Origin of the sequence: Pseudomonas sp. Z3-6 (assembly GCF_051131985.1) — a bacterium.
Lineage (GTDB): Bacteria > Pseudomonadota > Gammaproteobacteria > Pseudomonadales > Pseudomonadaceae > Aquipseudomonas > Aquipseudomonas zanjanensis.
In genome coordinates, this window is the sequence record NZ_CP071644.1 from 5,917,050 (window position 1) to 5,932,154 (window position 15,105).

13 protein-coding genes are annotated in these 15,105 nt (G+C 59.8%); 8 read left to right on the forward strand and 5 right to left on the reverse strand.

Going from position 1 to position 15,105, the window contains the following annotated elements; all coding sequences use genetic code 11:
- Positions 1 to 6: 6 nt before the first annotated feature.
- From J3P88_RS25760 to J3P88_RS25790, 7 genes are all read left to right on the forward strand, one after another.
- Positions 7 to 1,608, forward strand: a complete 1,602-nt coding sequence (locus tag J3P88_RS25760; RefSeq protein WP_434572345.1) for an ABC transporter substrate-binding protein — start codon at positions 7 to 9, stop codon at positions 1,606 to 1,608.
- Between the two features lie 169 nt (positions 1,609 to 1,777).
- On the forward strand, positions 1,778 to 3,193 hold the full coding sequence (locus tag J3P88_RS25765) for an OprD family porin (RefSeq protein ID WP_434572347.1): 1,416 nt from the start codon (positions 1,778 to 1,780) through the stop codon (positions 3,191 to 3,193).
- 74 nt (positions 3,194 to 3,267) lie between these two features.
- Positions 3,268 to 4,863, forward strand: a complete 1,596-nt coding sequence (locus tag J3P88_RS25770) for an ABC transporter substrate-binding protein (protein WP_434572349.1) — start codon at positions 3,268 to 3,270, stop codon at positions 4,861 to 4,863.
- 74 nt (positions 4,864 to 4,937) lie between these two features.
- Complete coding sequence (locus J3P88_RS25775; RefSeq protein ID WP_053118417.1) at positions 4,938 to 5,948, forward strand: ABC transporter permease subunit; 1,011 nt, start codon at positions 4,938 to 4,940, stop codon at positions 5,946 to 5,948.
- A 10-nt stretch (positions 5,949 to 5,958) separates the two neighbouring features.
- Positions 5,959 to 6,870 carry an ABC transporter permease subunit gene (locus J3P88_RS25780; RefSeq protein ID WP_434572351.1) on the forward strand — a complete coding sequence of 304 codons (912 nt, stop codon included), beginning with the start codon at positions 5,959 to 5,961 and terminating at the stop codon, positions 6,868 to 6,870.
- A gap of 10 nt (positions 6,871 to 6,880) precedes the next feature.
- On the forward strand, positions 6,881 to 7,849 hold the full coding sequence (locus tag J3P88_RS25785) for an ABC transporter ATP-binding protein (RefSeq protein ID WP_434572353.1): 969 nt from the start codon (positions 6,881 to 6,883) through the stop codon (positions 7,847 to 7,849).
- Positions 7,849 to 8,829: a peptide ABC transporter ATP-binding protein gene (locus J3P88_RS25790; protein ID WP_434572355.1), complete on the forward strand. Its 981-nt coding sequence runs from the start codon at positions 7,849 to 7,851 to the stop codon at positions 8,827 to 8,829. Before J3P88_RS25785 ends, J3P88_RS25790 begins: the two co-directional genes overlap by 1 nt.
- 232 nt (positions 8,830 to 9,061) lie before the next feature.
- Here the strand turns inward: J3P88_RS25790 and J3P88_RS25795 are convergent, their stop codons facing one another.
- From J3P88_RS25795 to J3P88_RS25815, 5 genes are all read right to left on the reverse strand, one after another.
- Positions 9,062 to 9,337: a hypothetical protein gene (locus tag J3P88_RS25795; protein ID WP_434572356.1), complete on the reverse strand. Its 276-nt coding sequence runs from the start codon at positions 9,335 to 9,337 to the stop codon at positions 9,062 to 9,064.
- A 419-nt stretch (positions 9,338 to 9,756) separates the two neighbouring features.
- Positions 9,757 to 10,809: an RHS repeat-associated core domain-containing protein gene (locus tag J3P88_RS25800; protein ID WP_434572358.1), complete on the reverse strand. Its 1,053-nt coding sequence runs from the start codon at positions 10,807 to 10,809 to the stop codon at positions 9,757 to 9,759.
- 648 nt (positions 10,810 to 11,457) lie between these two features.
- On the reverse strand, positions 11,458 to 13,047 hold the full coding sequence (locus J3P88_RS25805) for a peptide chain release factor 3 (RefSeq protein WP_434572360.1): 1,590 nt from the start codon (positions 13,045 to 13,047) through the stop codon (positions 11,458 to 11,460).
- Positions 13,048 to 13,261: 214 nt separating this feature from the next.
- The gene (locus J3P88_RS25810; protein WP_186729511.1) at positions 13,262 to 13,591 is read right to left on the reverse strand and encodes an XRE family transcriptional regulator; all 330 of its coding nucleotides are present in this window, start codon (positions 13,589 to 13,591) and stop codon (positions 13,262 to 13,264) included.
- A 4-nt stretch (positions 13,592 to 13,595) separates the two neighbouring features.
- Complete coding sequence (locus J3P88_RS25815) at positions 13,596 to 13,952, reverse strand: type II toxin-antitoxin system RelE/ParE family toxin (protein ID WP_434572362.1); 357 nt, start codon at positions 13,950 to 13,952, stop codon at positions 13,596 to 13,598.
- 449 nt (positions 13,953 to 14,401) lie between these two features.
- On the opposite strand from J3P88_RS25815, the gene J3P88_RS25820 reads away from it, so the two are divergent.
- A complete protein-coding gene (locus tag J3P88_RS25820) occupies positions 14,402 to 15,091 on the forward strand; it encodes an ABC transporter permease (RefSeq protein ID WP_431082101.1) in 690 nt (229 codons plus the stop codon).
- Positions 15,092 to 15,105: the final 14 nt, after the last annotated feature.

Consider the following 15,105-nt stretch of genomic DNA (forward strand, 5'->3'; position numbering starts at 1 on the left):
AGCGTCATGCGCCATACCTTGGTTTTATCCGCATTGCTGGGCACCGGCCTGTTGGCCGCGACATCCGCCACCCAAGCCGCCGGCGGCAGCCTGGTGTTCTGTTCCGAAGGCAGCCCCGCCGGTTTCGACACCGCGCAGTACACCACCGCGACTGATAACGATGCCGCCGAACCGCTGTACAACCGCCTGGCCGAGTTCGAAAAAGGCGCGACCAATGTCGTCCCGGGCCTGGCGACAAGCTGGGACATTTCCGAAGACGGCTTGAAATACACGTTCCACCTACGCGAAGGAGTGAAGTTTCATACGACTGATTACTTCACGCCGACCCGGGATTTCAACTCCGACGACGTGCTGTTCACCTTCAACCGCATGCTCGATCCGCAGCATCCGTTCCGCAAGGCCTACCCCACCGAGTTCCCGTACTTCAACGGCATGAGCCTGAACAAGAACATCGCCAAGGTGGAAGCGACCGGGCCGCTGACGGTGGTGATGACGCTCAACAGCGTGGACGCCGCGTTCATCCAGAACATCGCCATGAGCTTCGCCGCGATCCTGTCGGCCGAATACGCCGACCAACTGCTCAAAAGTGGCAAGCCGAGCGACATCAACCAGAAGCCGATCGGCACCGGGCCGTTCGAGTTCAAGAGTTATCAGAAAGACTCCAACATCCGCTACGTCGCCAACGATAAGTACTGGGCGCCGGAACGGGTGAAACTGAAGAACCTGATTTTCTCCATCAACACCGACGCCTCGGTGCGGGTGCAGAAGCTCAAGGCCAACGAATGCCAGGTGACCCTGCACCCGCGTCCCGCCGACGTGCCGGCCTTGAAGAACGACTCCAAGCTGCAACTGATCGAGAAGCCCGGCTTCAACCTCGGCTACATCGCCTATAACACCCGCCACAAGCCGTTCGACCAGGTCGAAGTGCGCCGGGCGCTGGACATGGCGGTCAACAAGCAAGGCATTCTCAATGCTGTGTACCAAGGCGCGGGGCAACTGGCGCAAAACGCCATGCCGCCGACCCAGTGGTCCTACGACGACACCATCAAGGACACGCCCTACAACCCGGAAAAAGCCAAGGAGTTGCTCAAGGCCGCCGGCGTCAAGGAAGGCACCGAAATCACCCTTTGGGCCATGCCCGTGCAACGTCCGTACAACCCCAACGCCAAGTTGATGGCCGAGATGCTCCAGGCGGATTGGGCGAAGATCGGCCTGAAAGTGAAGATCGTCAGCTATGAATGGGGCGAGTACATCAAGCGCACCAAGAACGGCGAGCACGACATCAGCCTGATCGGTTGGACCGGCGACAACGGTGATCCGGACAACTGGCTGGGCACGCTGTACAGCTGCGATGCCATTGGCGGCAACAACTACTCCATGTGGTGTGACCAGGATTACGACAAGCTGATCAAGCAGGCCAAGGTCGTCACCGACCGCGACCAGCGCACCGTGCTCTACAAACAGGCCCAGCAGTTGCTCAAGCAGCAAGTGCCGATCACCCCTGTTGCCCACTCGACGGTCAACCAGCCGCTGAGCGCCAAAGTCGAAGGGTTCAAAGTCAGCCCCTTCGGTCGCAACGTGTTCTCGGGCGTCAGCCTGAACCCATAACCGTCTAGCCGCACAGCGAGGGCTTCCCTGGAAGCCCTCACGCAGACGTCTTGCCTGAATTCGTCGATCAGACGTGATGCAAACGTTTGCTAGCTGTGAATGAGTTGTAAACCGTTAGCCGAATCATCCAAAAGGATCGGCACAAAAAAAAGAAAAAGGAGCGTTACCGATGAAACTGAGCAGCACCGCGATACTGGCCTTGGCCATCAGCAGTATTACCGCAACGGCTTTCGCAGAATCCCAGAGCCAGGCGGTCACCCCGGTGACCCTCAAGACCACCAGCGAGCAAAGCGAAGCCAAGGGTTTCATCGACGGCCAATCCGTCACGGGCAGCACGCGCAACTGGTACGCCAACGAGCAATTCAAGCGCGGCACGAAACTCACCTATCGCAAGAACGGCGAAGCACGCGAGACCGACCGCCGGATCAACTGGCTGCAAGGCACCATCATCAAGTACAACTCGGGCTTCACTGAAGGCACTGTGGGCTTCAGCACCGAACTGGCCGCCTACAACGCCATCGCCCTGGACCAGGACCGCAAGGACCTGGCGTCCAACAACGGCGGTGCACCGACCACCCGCCCTGGCGCCGGCAACAACCGTACCCTGACCCGCGAAGGCGGCGACGCCGTGGGCCAGTGGAGCAAACTGGGCCTGGCCAACCTCAAGGCCCGCGTGTCCAACACCACCCTGACCGCCGGCCGCCAGAACTTCAGCAGCCCGATGGTCGACGTGATCGGCAACCGTGCCCTACCTTCAAGCTTCCAGGGTGTGAGCCTGCACAGCGAAGAATTCGAAAACCTGGCGTTCGACATCGCCACCTTCGACCGCAACTCGCCACGTACCGAACAGAGCCAGCGCAAGTTCCGCTCCGAATACGGTGACAGCAGCGTCGAGACCGATCACGTCAACACCGCCGGTATCACCTACCAGCCACTGGCTAGCCTGAAGACCAGCCTGTGGGCGACCGAAGCCGAGGACATGTGGAACCAGTACTACTTCGGTGCCACCCATGAACTGGGCGACAGCTCGGTGCTGAGCCTGACCACCGGCCTGAACTACTACAAGACCGTGGACTCGGGCAAAAGCAAGCTGGGCGAGATCGACAACGACACCTACTCCCTGTCGTTCGGCCTGACGCACCAGGCCCATAGCCTGACGTTCTCGTACCAGGAAGTGAACGGTAACGAGTACTTCGACTACCTGCACGAAACCAACGGCATCTACCTGGCCAACTCCCTGCTGTCGGACTTCAACGGCCCGAACGAGAAATCCTTCCAGATCGCCTACGGCCTGAACATGGCTGAATACGGCGTGCCAGGCCTGAAGTTCAACATCTACCAGGCGCGAGGCTGGGGCATCGACGGTACGCACTACAACAGCACCGGTTATAGCGACGTACGGGCCATGGACGGTGAGCACCACTACGAATACGGCGTCGGCGCGTCCTATGCCGTACAGAGCGGTCCTCTGAAAGCCACCGCGATCCGTGCGACCTACACCGCACACCGCGCCAGCGAAAACCAGGCCGACGGCAGCCTCAACGAGTTCCGCCTGGTCACCACCATTCCGTTCAACATTCTCTAAACTGCCACCGGGCGGTCGACTCACGAGGTCGTCCGCCCGGTCTTTTGCCATTACCCGATTGCAGAGGATTGACGATGAACATGACTCCCCTACGCGCCGCCATCGCCGCCGCGCTGCTGAGCGTTGCCGTTGGCGCCACGGCCAAGCCCCTGGTGGTTTGCACAGAAGCCAGTCCGGAAGGCTTCGACATGGTCCAGTACACGACTGCAGTCACCGCCGATGCCGTGGCGGAAACCATTTTCAATCGCCTGGCCGATTTCAAGCCCGGCACCACTGAAGTGATTCCGGCCCTGGCCGAATCCTGGGACATCAGTGACGACGGCCTGGCGTACACCTTCCACCTGCGCAAGGGCGTCAAGTTCCACACCACCGAATACTTCAAGCCGACCCGCGACATGAACGCCGACGACGTGGTCTGGAGTTTCCAGCGCCAGCTGGACCCGAACCACCCGTGGCACAAATTGTCGAGCGTGGGCTTTCCGTACTTTGAAAGCATGGGCTTCAAGGAACTGCTCAAGAGCGTCGAGAAAGTCGACGAACACACGGTCAAGTTCAGCCTGACCCGCCGCGAAGCGCCGTTCCTGGCCGACATCGCCATGGCCTTCTCCTCGATCTACCCGGCCGAGTACGCCGACCAGTTGCTCAAGGCAGGCAAGGCCGGCGACTTGAACAGCAAGCCGATCGGCACCGGCCCGTTCGTGTTCCAGCGCTATAACAAGGACGCCCAGGTTCGCTTCAAGGCCAACCCGGACTACTTCCGTGGCAAGCCGCCGGCCGATGCGCTGGTACTGGCCATCGCCACCGACAACAACGTGCGCATGCAGAAGCTCAAGACCAACGAGTGCCAGATCGCGCTGTACCCCAAACCCGATGACATCCCCAGCATCAAGAAAGACCCGAACCTGAAGGTCACCGAGCTGGACGCGATGACCGTCTCGTATACCGCGTTGAACACCAGCAAGAAGTACATGAGCGACGTGCGGGTGCGCAAAGCCATCGACCTGGCCTTCGACAAGGAAGCCTACGTCAACGCGCTGTTCGGCAAGGGCAACGCCACCGCGGCGGTCAACCCGTACCCGCCGACCCTGCTGGGCTTCAACCACGACCTGAAGAACCCGACCCGCGACCTGGACAAGGCGCGCCAGTTGCTCAAGGAAGCCGGCGTGCCGGAAGGCACCGTGTTCACCCTGTTCACCCGTAACGGCGGCGGCCCGACCAACCCCAATCCGATGCTCGGCGCGCAGATGATGCAGGCCGACCTGGCAAAAGTCGGGATCAAGGTCGACATCCGCGTGATGGAATGGGGCGAAATGCTCAAGCGCGCGAAAAACGGCGAGCACGACATGGTGTCCGCCGGATGGGCGGGCGACAACGGCGACCCGGATAACTTCCTGACGCCTATGCTCAGTTGCGAAGCCGCCAAGAACGGCGAAAACTACGCGCGCTGGTGCAATGAGAAATTCCAGGCGCTGCTCGACCAGGCACGCGCCACAGTGAACCCCGAGGAGCGCGCGAAGCTCTATGAGCAGGCCCAGGTGATTTTCAACCAGGACCAGCCATGGATCAGCATGGCCCACACCCGCATGTTCACGGCAATGCGCAACAACGTAGAGGGCTACGTGATTAGCCCGCTCACCACCAACAACTTCGCCACCACCCAGGTGAAGTAGATAAGAAAACGCCCGGCAACCTTCACCAAAGGATTGCCGGGCACGCCTAACCGGCTGATGAGGTACACCTGAAGATGTTTAGTTTTATTGCCCGCCGACTGGGATTATTGATCCCCACGTTCTTCGGCATCACCTTGCTGACCTTCGCGTTGATTCGCATGATCCCCGGCGACCCCGTGGAAGTGATGATGGGCGAACGTCGGGTCGATCCCGAAATGCATGCACAGGCAATGGAACGCCTTGGCCTGAACAAACCGCTGTATGCCCAATACCTGGACTACATCGGCAAACTGGCCCAGGGCGATCTCGGCGAATCGCTGCGCACCCGTGAAAGCGTCTGGACCGAGTTCAGCTCCCTGTTTCCCGCGACCCTGGAACTGTCCATGGCCGCCCTGTTGTTCGCCGGTATCCTGGGCCTGCTGGCCGGGGTGATCGCGGCACTCAAGCGAGGATCCCTGTTCGACCATGGGGTGATGGGCATCTCCCTGGCGGGGTATTCGATGCCGATCTTCTGGTGGGGCCTGATCCTGATCATGTTCTTCTCGGTGTCCCTGGGCTGGACGCCAGTGTCGGGACGGATCGACCTGCTCTACGACATCGAACCGAAAACCGGCTTCATGCTGATCGATACACTGCTGGCCGATGAACCGGGCGCGTTCCTCGATGCCCTGCATCACCTGATCCTGCCGGCCATCGTACTGGGCACCATTCCGCTGGCGGTGATCGCCCGCATGACCCGTTCTTCGATGCTCGAAGTGCTGCGTGAAGACTACATCCGCACCGCCAAGGCCAAGGGCCTGTCGCCGTCGCGCGTGGTGTTCGTGCATGGCCTGCGCAACGCGCTGATCCCGGTGCTGACCGTGGTCGGCCTGCAAGTCGGCACGCTGCTGGCCGGTGCGGTCCTGACCGAAACGATCTTCTCCTGGCCGGGCATCGGCAAGTGGCTGATCGAAGCCATCGGCGCCCGGGACTACCCCGTGGTGCAGAACGGCATCCTGTTAATCGCCTGCCTGGTGATTCTGGTCAACTTCGTCGTGGACATCCTCTACGGCTTTGCCAACCCACGCATCCGTCACCAGCGCTGAGATCAAGACCATGAGTACTCCAACTACCGCGGTAGCAGTCGATCAAAGCCTGCTGTACCCGTCCCCGTACAAAGAATTCTGGCAGGCGTTTTCCCGCAACAAGGGCGCCGTTGCCGGGCTGATGTTCATGATCCTGATCGTGTTCTGCGCGATCTTCGCCCCGTGGGTCGCGCCTCATGACCCGAGCGAGCAATACCGCGATTTCCTGCTGACGCCGCCGGCCTGGCTTGAAGGCGGGCAGATCCAGTTCCTGCTGGGCACCGACGAACTGGGCCGCGACCTGCTCTCGCGCCTGATCCAGGGCTCGCGGCTGTCGTTGCTGATCGGCTTGTCGTCGGTGGTGATGTCGTTGATTCCGGGCATTCTGCTGGGGCTGTTCGCCGGCTTCTTCCCGCGCATCCTCGGCCCGACCATCATGCGCCTGATGGACATCATGCTGGCCCTGCCGTCGCTGCTGCTGGCCGTGGCGATCGTCGCCATCCTCGGCCCAGGCCTGATCAACACCGTGATCGCCATCGCTATCGTCTCGCTGCCGTCCTACGTGCGCCTGACCCGCGCCGCCGTGATGGGCGAGCTGAACCGCGACTACGTGACCGCCGCCCGCCTGGCCGGCGCCGGCCTGCCGCGCCTGATGTTCATCACCGTGCTGCCCAACTGCATGGCTCCGCTGATCGTCCAGGCGACGCTGAGCTTTTCCTCGGCGATCCTCGACGCCGCCGCCCTGGGCTTCCTCGGCCTCGGCGTCCAGCCACCGACCCCTGAGTGGGGCACCATGCTGGCTTCGGCCCGCGACTACATCGAACGCGCCTGGTGGGTCGTGAGCCTGCCTGGCTTGACCATTTTGCTCAGCGTGCTGGCAATCAACCTGATGGGCGACGGGCTGCGCGATGCGCTGGACCCGAAACTCAAGAATGCCGCCTGAGGAGATTCCCATGTCACTGCTAGAAATCAAGAATCTCAACGTCCGCTTCGGCGACGCCACCGCCGTGCCGGTGGTCGACGGCCTCGACCTGAGCGTGGACAAAGGCGAAGTATTGGCGATCGTCGGCGAATCGGGCTCGGGTAAATCCGTGACCATGATGGCGCTGATGGGGCTGATCGAGCACCCCGGCATCGTCACCGCCGATGCGCTGAACTTCGACGGCAAGAACATGCTCAAGCTGAGCAACCGCCAGCGCCGGCAGATCGTCGGCAAAGACCTGGCGATGGTCTTCCAGGACCCGATGACCGCGCTTAACCCCAGCTACACCGTGGGTTTCCAGATCGAAGAAGTGCTGCGCCTGCACCTGAAGATGTCCGGCAAGGCCGCCCGCAAGCGCGCCATCGAACTGCTGGAAAAAGTCGAGATCCCCGGCGCCTCCAGCCGCATGGACGCCTACCCGCATCAACTGTCCGGCGGCATGAGCCAGCGCGTGGCGATTGCCATGGCGATTGCCGGCGAGCCAAAACTGCTGATCGCCGACGAGCCGACCACCGCTTTGGACGTAACCATCCAGGCGCAGATCATGGACCTGCTGCTGGCCTTGCAAAAAGAGCAAAACATGGGCCTGGTGCTGATCACCCATGACCTGGCCGTGGTGGCTGAAACCGCCCAGCGCGTGTGCGTGATGTACGCCGGCCAAGCCGTGGAAGTGGGCCAGGTGCCGGAGCTGTTCGACATTCCGGCGCACCCATACAGCGAAGCGTTGCTGGCGGCGATTCCGGAACACAGCATGGGCGCCGAGCGCCTGGCGACCTTGCCGGGCATCGTCCCCGGTCGCTACGACCGTCCGCAAGGCTGCCTGCTGTCGCCGCGCTGCCCGTACGTGCAGGACAACTGCCGTCAACAACGCCCGGCCCTCGATCCGAAATCCAACAGCCTCGCCCGCTGCTTCTACCCGTTGAACCAGGAGGTGGCGTGATGGCCGTCGTACTTACCGCCCGTGACCTGACCCGTCATTACGAAGTGTCCCGTGGCATGTTCAAGGGCCATGCGACCGTGCGCGCCCTCAACGGTGTGTCGTTCGAACTGGAAGCCGGCAAGACCCTGGCCGTGGTGGGCGAATCCGGTTGCGGCAAGTCCACCCTCGCCCGGGCCCTGACGCTGATCGAAGAGCCGTCCGCCGGCTCCTTGAAAATCGCCGGCCAGGAAGTGGCCGGCGCCAACAAGGCCGAACGCAAGCAACTGCGCAAAGACGTGCAGATGGTCTTCCAGAGCCCTTACGCGTCCCTCAACCCGCGGCAGAAAATCGGTGATCAACTGGCCGAGCCATTGCTGATCAACACCAGCCTGTCGGCTACCGAGCGGCGGGAAAAAGTCCAGGCGATGATGAAGCAGGTGGGCTTGCGCCCCGAGCATTACCAGCGCTACCCGCACATGTTCTCCGGCGGCCAGCGCCAGCGCATCGCCCTGGCCCGCGCCATGATGCTGCAACCCAAGGTGCTGGTGGCGGACGAACCGACGTCGGCGCTGGACGTGTCGATCCAGGCCCAGGTGCTGAACCTGTTCATGGACCTGCAGCAGGAATTCAACACTGCCTACGTGTTCATCTCCCACAACCTGGCGGTGGTGCAACACGTGGCCGATGACGTGATGGTGATGTACCTCGGCCGCCCGGTGGAAATGGGCCCCAACGAGTCCATCTACAGCCGCCCGCTGCACCCGTACACCCAGGCGCTGCTGTCGGCCACCCCGACCATCCACCCGGACCCGAACAAGCCGAAGATCAAGATCGTCGGCGAACTGCCCAACCCGCTCAACCCGCCGTCCGGCTGCGCTTTCCACAAGCGCTGCCCGTATGCGACTGAGCGTTGCAAGACTGAAGAACCGGCGCTTCGCCCGCTCGATAACCGGCTGGTGGCGTGTCACTACGCCGAGCGCTTTCTAGACGGCGCGGCGTAAGGCTAAAAAGCAGCAAAGCACTTAAGGCAGAAAAGCCCTTGTGGCGAGGGAGCTTGCTCCCGCTGGGCCGCGCAGCGGACCCTCTTTTGGGCCTGCTGCGCACTCCAGCGGGAGCAAGCTCCCTCGCCACAGGGGTAAATCTTCACCTTGGGCAGTGCACCCGGCATGAAAAACCCCTCCAGCCCCGACTGAGTATCAGTGGGGCTGGAGGGGTTTTCTTTAGGTCAGCAGTCTACGTCTGGCTATCGCCTTCGTCGGCATCGCCCTCACCACCATCACCGCTATCGCCACCGTCGTCGGTGTCCGGATCGTCTAGGGTCGAGTCATCATTATCCTGATCGCCTGGCTCCTCTGTGGTGGTCGCGGCAAGCATCAACCCACCCTGAACCACCGAGCCACTCGACGCGTGTTTCTCATGTTCATCACACTCGGCCCACGCCGCCGTGGAACCGAGGGACAGCATCACCAACACCTTCAGCAAAAACATCATGCGTAGCAGCTTGTTCATAACCCATTCCTTCTGTTCCGGATAAAGCCGGGGCCCGACGGTGCTCAAGAAAATCTAGTTCTGAACAGGCCAGTTCACCAGATAAGACGCCGCAGAACCACTGGAAATGCCCCGCCCGACAGAATGGTTTCGAATAAGGCTTATCTCAAAACCTACTAACCCCAAAAACCCTCGTGGGAGCGGGCTTGCTCGCGAAGAGGCCGGCACATCCAACATCCAGGCGAGCTGACCCACCGCTTTCGCGAGCAAGCCCCACAAGTTGGGTCCGCATGATACTGGCGCTAATACCTGGCTCGATCATCGGATTTCCTTGGGAAGGCAGTCTCCTGCCAAATGACCCTTTACATAAAACTATTTATCCCGTTAACAACTGCCATGAACAACGCCGGCCACGTTTACCTGGGTTGGCGCCAGATAGGTTAGTTGCTCCTCCGCCATTGGAACGAATACGATATTTCAAACTCGACATTATTTCGGATATTGTTAACTCTTTCGTGTATACGTCTCACATCTTCAGCGGCCTCATGTACTACTGCAGCATGCATCTTAATGTCATCGACATCACGAACGCCTCTAGCGTTTTCCAGCTCCACACGAAGTTTCGCAATTTTCGGATCATTGCTCATGAAAGTGTCTACTTTTCTAGTCAAAGCCTGCTGACGTCTGCTAGTTAATAGTCCTGCCACTTTTGCGTTGATATGAGCTTCCCTCCGAGCGACCATATTTAAATCTATATTATTTGCCAATTCAAGCGCGGTTTTTTCCGAAAACTTTCTGTTCTTCGAGAGCCTAGCATACTTATGCGAAATACTATTTCTTCCGTATATTTTACCCGTGCCCCCCCCCAGCTTCACTGCGGTATAATCACCAACTGGTTTAAGAATCGACTTCTGCCGCCAAAAAAGATTACCTATGCCCTTGAATGGCGACATCCAGGAATGCCCAGACGGATCCGTTCTATTAACCGGGTCGCCCGTACAATACGCATAGGCGTTAATTCCACCATCACCAAATGGACTCTGGTTGTCAGGGCTATTAAAGCGCATCAGTACCGTGTTAAAAGCACGGTAGCCATTACCTAACAAATAAAATCCGCTGTTTTTATCGTAACGTTCCCCATTAAAACCCAGTACACGATGTGAAGCCTTGTCGATAGGACTGTAGCCGAACACGCTATATGCCGTTGCTTGCGGCTCTGTCTCGTTTGCCCTTAGGCTGAGAAGCGTCGAGCGTTTGTCATCATGAGCAATCAAGGTCGTTTCTTGGCCGCCCCCATTCGCTGTCTGTTGGCCAAGAAGAGCGCCTTGCGCTTCAAATACGCTGTGCACGACATCGTCCGCTACTTCAGTCGCAACACGGTCGCCGCGATGAAATATGCGGACGCTCGTACCGTCCGAATGCTTGACGCCCGTATGCCGGTCAATCGGGTCATAGCTATAGAAAACCTGGAAACCTTCTTTTTTTGAAGACATGTCTGCGCACCCGTCGATTGGAAGCTTACGCGACATATAAACCAGTCTCCCGTCAACAGCCACTAGCAGAAGTACTAGGTTCCGTACGAAAGCCTGGTTTCGAATAAGCGCTATTTCCAAACAAACTAACGCCAGAACCCCCTGTGGGGCTTGCTCGCGACAGCGGCGTTACATCCAGCATCCAGCAAGCTGCCCCATTGCTATAGCGAGCAGGCTCGCTCCCACAGGGAGTTATGGGTGACCGGGAGATTGAGGACTGACACAAAACCAGTGTGGGAGCGAGCCTGCTCGCGATGACGGTGGCACATCCAACCTCCAGGCAAGCTGCCCCACCGCTTTCGCGAGCAAGCCCGCTCCCACAGGGACTATGGGTGACCGGGAGATTGAGGGCTGACACAAAACCAGTGTGGGAGCGAGCCTGCTCGCGATGACGGTGGCACATCCAACATCCAGGCAAGCTGACCCACCGCTTTCGCGAGCAAGCCCGCTCCCACAGGGGACTATGGGTGACCGGGAGATTGAGGGCTGACACAAAACCAGTGTGGGAGCGAGCCTGCTCGCGATGACAGCGGCACATCCAACATCCGGGCAAGCTGACCCACCGCTATCGCGAGCAAGCTCGCTCCCACAGTGGGTCACGCTTGATGCTTAGTGATGCTCCCGCGTCGCGCGGAATTTCACATCCGGCCAGCGCTCTTCCATCAGCGCCAGGTTCACCCGCGTAGGCGCCAGGTAGGTCAAATGCCCGCCGCCATCCAGCGCAAGGTTTTCCACGGCCTTGTTGGAGAATTCCTCGAGCTTTTTCTTATCACCACATTCAATCCAACGGGCGGAGTACACGGTGATCGGCTCGTAGGAGCATTCGACCTTGTATTCCTCTTTCAAGCGGCTGGCGACGACGTCGAACTGCAGCACACCGACGGCGCCGAGGATGATGTCATTGCTGCGCTCCGGGAAGAACACCTGGGTGGCGCCCTCTTCGGCCAGTTGCTGCAAACCTTGGCGCAGTTGCTTGGACTTGAGCGGGTCCTTCAGACGCACACGGCGGAACAGTTCCGGGGCGAAGTGCGGGATGCCGGTGAAGCCCAGGGCCTCGCCTTCGGTGAAGGTGTCGCCGATCTGGATGGTGCCGTGGTTGTGCAGGCCGATGATGTCACCGGCGAAGGCTTCTTCCAGTTGTTCGCGTTCCGAGGAGAAGAACGTCAGGGCGTCGCCGATGCGCACGTCCTTGCCGGTGCGCACGTGGCGCATCTTCATGCCTTTTTCGTATTTGCCGGAACAGATGCGCATGAAGGCGATGCGGTCGCGGTGCTTGGGGTCCATGTTCGCCTGGATCTTGAACACGAAGCCGGCGAACTTCTCTTCCACTGGCTCCACGGTACGCTCGTTGGCGACGCGAGGCAGCGGGCGCGGAGCCCAGTCGACCACGGCGTCGAGCACATGGTCCACGCCGAAGTTGCCCAGGGCGGTGCCGAAGAACACCGGGGTCAATTGACCGTCGAGGAATTCCTGCTGGTTGAACTCATGGCAGGCGCCCTGCACCAGTTCCAGTTGCTCGACAAAACGATCGTACTCGTCGCCCAGGTGCGCGCGGGCCTCGTCGGAATCGAGCTTCTCGATGATCTTGGTTTCGGTGCGCTCGTGCCCGTGACCGGCGGTGTAGACGATGATGTAGTCGTCGGCCAGGTGGTACACGCCTTTGAAGTCGCGATAGCAACCGATCGGCCAGGTGATCGGCGCGGCCTTGATCTTCAGGACCGCTTCGATCTCGTCGAGCAATTCGATGGGGTCGCGGATGTCACGGTCGAGTTTGTTGATGAAGCTGACGATCGGCGTGTCCCGCAGACGGCAGACGTCCATCAGCGCAATGGTCCGTGGCTCGACGCCCTTGCCGCCGTCGAGGACCATCAAGGCCGAGTCCACCGCGGTCAGGGTGCGGTAGGTGTCTTCGGAGAAGTCTTCGTGGCCCGGGGTGTCGAGCAGGTTGATCATGTGCTCGCGATACGGGAACTGCATGACCGACGTGGTAATGGAAATACCCCGTTGCTTTTCCATTTCCATCCAGTCGGAGGTGGCATGGCGGTCGGACTTGCGGGATTTCACCGTGCCGGCCACCGCAATCGCCTTGCCCATCAGCAAGAGCTTTTCGGTGATGGTGGTCTTACCGGCATCGGGGTGGGAAATAATGGCAAACGTGCGTCTGGCATTGACTTCATTGACAATTTTGCTGTCGGACATCGTTCAAAATCTCGATTGTGCATGCTGTTATGCACACACTGAAAAATTTGCTTTTGGCCGATTGCACAGGCCAGTACAGGGAACCGCGCATTGTAACAAAGGGCGGACGGGAGTGCTCGGTACGATGCCCGATAGCACTTGGCTGGAACTGCGCCCTCGCCGAAAGAGGTTGACTGGAAAACCAAAAGGCCATCCGTCTGGATGGCCTTTTTTCTTACTTGTAGTCCGCGTTCAAATCACGAAGACCTTCCAGCTTCACGGGGCCACGACCGGGAAGCCGGGCAACCAATTCCAGTGTCCCTCCCATAGCCTCAACGTATTCGCGCAGCGTAGAGAGCAGCATGTCGGTACGCTTCTCCACTTTAGAGACGTTGCCTTGCTTCATGTGGAGAAGACCGGCCATAGTCTCCTGCGTGAGATTCAGCTCCTTGCGCAGTTCCTGCAGGGTCATCTGTTCTGCAATGAGCTCTGCGCCGCGCTGTTCGATCTTCTGTCGACGGGCCGCGGGAAGCCCTTTCATAATCTCGTCGATTGACTTAGCCATTGCCTTACCCTTTCTTCAGTGTGCTTAGGTGCCGGTCAAAACGGACATCTGCTGTCTTGATCAAGTCCTTATAGAACTTCTTCTGGCTTCCGCCTGACTTGTCATCACCAATCAGCAGGACGGCTTTCCTTTCTGGATCGAACGCGAAGGCCACACGCCAGACCCCGTTATCAGCCTTGAAACGCAACTCTTTCATATTGGCGTGCTTTGAGCCGTTAAGCGTATCCACCTGCGGACGCCCCAGTTCCGGACCGAATCGCTCAAGTACCTTCATTTGGGCCAGCAGTTCATCCTGAACCGCCTCGGCCATGGCCTCGAATTCCGGTTCAAACTCATCACAAAGCTCGACAGTCCATGGCATTGCAAATATGTCCTTAAGAGAATATTCCGTCAAGTATATAATTCAATCCTGCCCGATCCCGGCCAATTCCATACGGCATGTTTGGTCATGGAAAATCGCCTGGCGGGTGACTCAAAAAAAGGGCAGAAACTATAGCCCAACGTGTGCCAGGCACCGAACCGTTGAGCACATCCAGGGTGGCCAGATCTTCCCTTACATGGGAACCTTTTGCCCCGTGGAGACGTCCACCCCCCTGATACGAGCAACCGTCAGGGCCTGAAAAATCAGCAAGTTAGCCTGACGAGGCTGCGCTCATGGCTCGCTTCGACGGTCGTTTTACCGGCCTCGAAAAGAGCTGCTTCTCGCGAACGTTTTCCCGGCAACCCGTGATGGTTTGCCGCCCGGGACAGCGTGCGCCGACTGAAAGACAAAGGAGTCCGCCTGTGGCTATCCACTATGGCAAAGGGCTTATGGGGGGTGCGGTCGTCGTCGCCCTCCTGGCCCTGTTGGTCCACTGGATCGGCATCGATACGATCCAACATTACCGCGACGACCTGCTGTTCTACCTGCAAGCGCACCTGATGCTTGTATTGGCCTCCATGCTGGCGGCCCTGATTGTCGGCATCCCCGCCGGCATCGCCCTCAGCCGCCCCGGCATGGTCGGGCGCGCCGAACGCTTCATGCAAGTGTTCAACATCGGCAATACCGTGCCGCCCCTGGCTGTGCTGGCCATCGCCCTCGGCATCCTGGGCATCGGCAGCGGGCCCGCCATCTTCGCCCTGTTCCTCGCCTCGCTGTTGCCCATCGTACGCAACACCTATGAAGGCCTGAAGAATGTCCAGGGCTCCCTCAAGGAAGCCGCCGTCGGCATCGGCATGACCCCGCGCCAGGTGCTGTGGAAAGTCGAGTTGCCGAACGCCGTGCCGATCATCGTCGGTGGCGTGCGCGTAGCGTTGGCGATCAACGTCGGCACCGCCCCGCTGGCTTTCCTGATCGGTGCCAACAGCCTCGGCAGCCTGATCTTCCCTGGCATTGCCTTGAACAACCAGCCGCAATTGTTGCTCGGCGCCGCTTGCACGGCGCTGCTGGCATTGCTGCTCGACGGTCTGGTGACACTCGCCAGCCGCCTCTGGCTGGAACGTGGCTTGCGCCCGTCCTGAGCCTGGCTGGATAA

Excerpts from the sequence above, each read along its gene's own strand:
- J3P88_RS25760 (WP_434572345.1), top strand. The coding sequence starts at position 7 with ATGCGCCATACCTTGGTTTTATCCGCATTGCTGGGCACCGGCCTGTTG.
- J3P88_RS25765 (WP_434572347.1), top strand. The coding sequence starts at position 1,778 with ATGAAACTGAGCAGCACCGCGATACTGGCCTTGGCCATCAGCAGTATT.
- J3P88_RS25770 (WP_434572349.1), top strand. The coding sequence starts at position 3,268 with ATGAACATGACTCCCCTACGCGCCGCCATCGCCGCCGCGCTGCTGAGC.
- J3P88_RS25775 (WP_053118417.1), top strand. The coding sequence starts at position 4,938 with ATGTTTAGTTTTATTGCCCGCCGACTGGGATTATTGATCCCCACGTTC.
- J3P88_RS25780 (WP_434572351.1), top strand. The coding sequence starts at position 5,959 with ATGAGTACTCCAACTACCGCGGTAGCAGTCGATCAAAGCCTGCTGTAC.
- J3P88_RS25785 (WP_434572353.1), top strand. The coding sequence starts at position 6,881 with ATGTCACTGCTAGAAATCAAGAATCTCAACGTCCGCTTCGGCGACGCC.
- J3P88_RS25790 (WP_434572355.1), top strand. The coding sequence starts at position 7,849 with ATGGCCGTCGTACTTACCGCCCGTGACCTGACCCGTCATTACGAAGTG.
- J3P88_RS25795 (WP_434572356.1), bottom strand. The coding sequence starts at position 9,337 with ATGAACAAGCTGCTACGCATGATGTTTTTGCTGAAGGTGTTGGTGATG.
- J3P88_RS25800 (WP_434572358.1), bottom strand. The coding sequence starts at position 10,809 with ATGTCTTCAAAAAAAGAAGGTTTCCAGGTTTTCTATAGCTATGACCCG.
- J3P88_RS25805 (WP_434572360.1), bottom strand. The coding sequence starts at position 13,047 with ATGTCCGACAGCAAAATTGTCAATGAAGTCAATGCCAGACGCACGTTT.
- J3P88_RS25810 (WP_186729511.1), bottom strand. The coding sequence starts at position 13,591 with ATGGCTAAGTCAATCGACGAGATTATGAAAGGGCTTCCCGCGGCCCGT.
- J3P88_RS25815 (WP_434572362.1), bottom strand. The coding sequence starts at position 13,952 with ATGCCATGGACTGTCGAGCTTTGTGATGAGTTTGAACCGGAATTCGAG.
- J3P88_RS25820 (WP_431082101.1), top strand. The coding sequence starts at position 14,402 with ATGGGGGGTGCGGTCGTCGTCGCCCTCCTGGCCCTGTTGGTCCACTGG.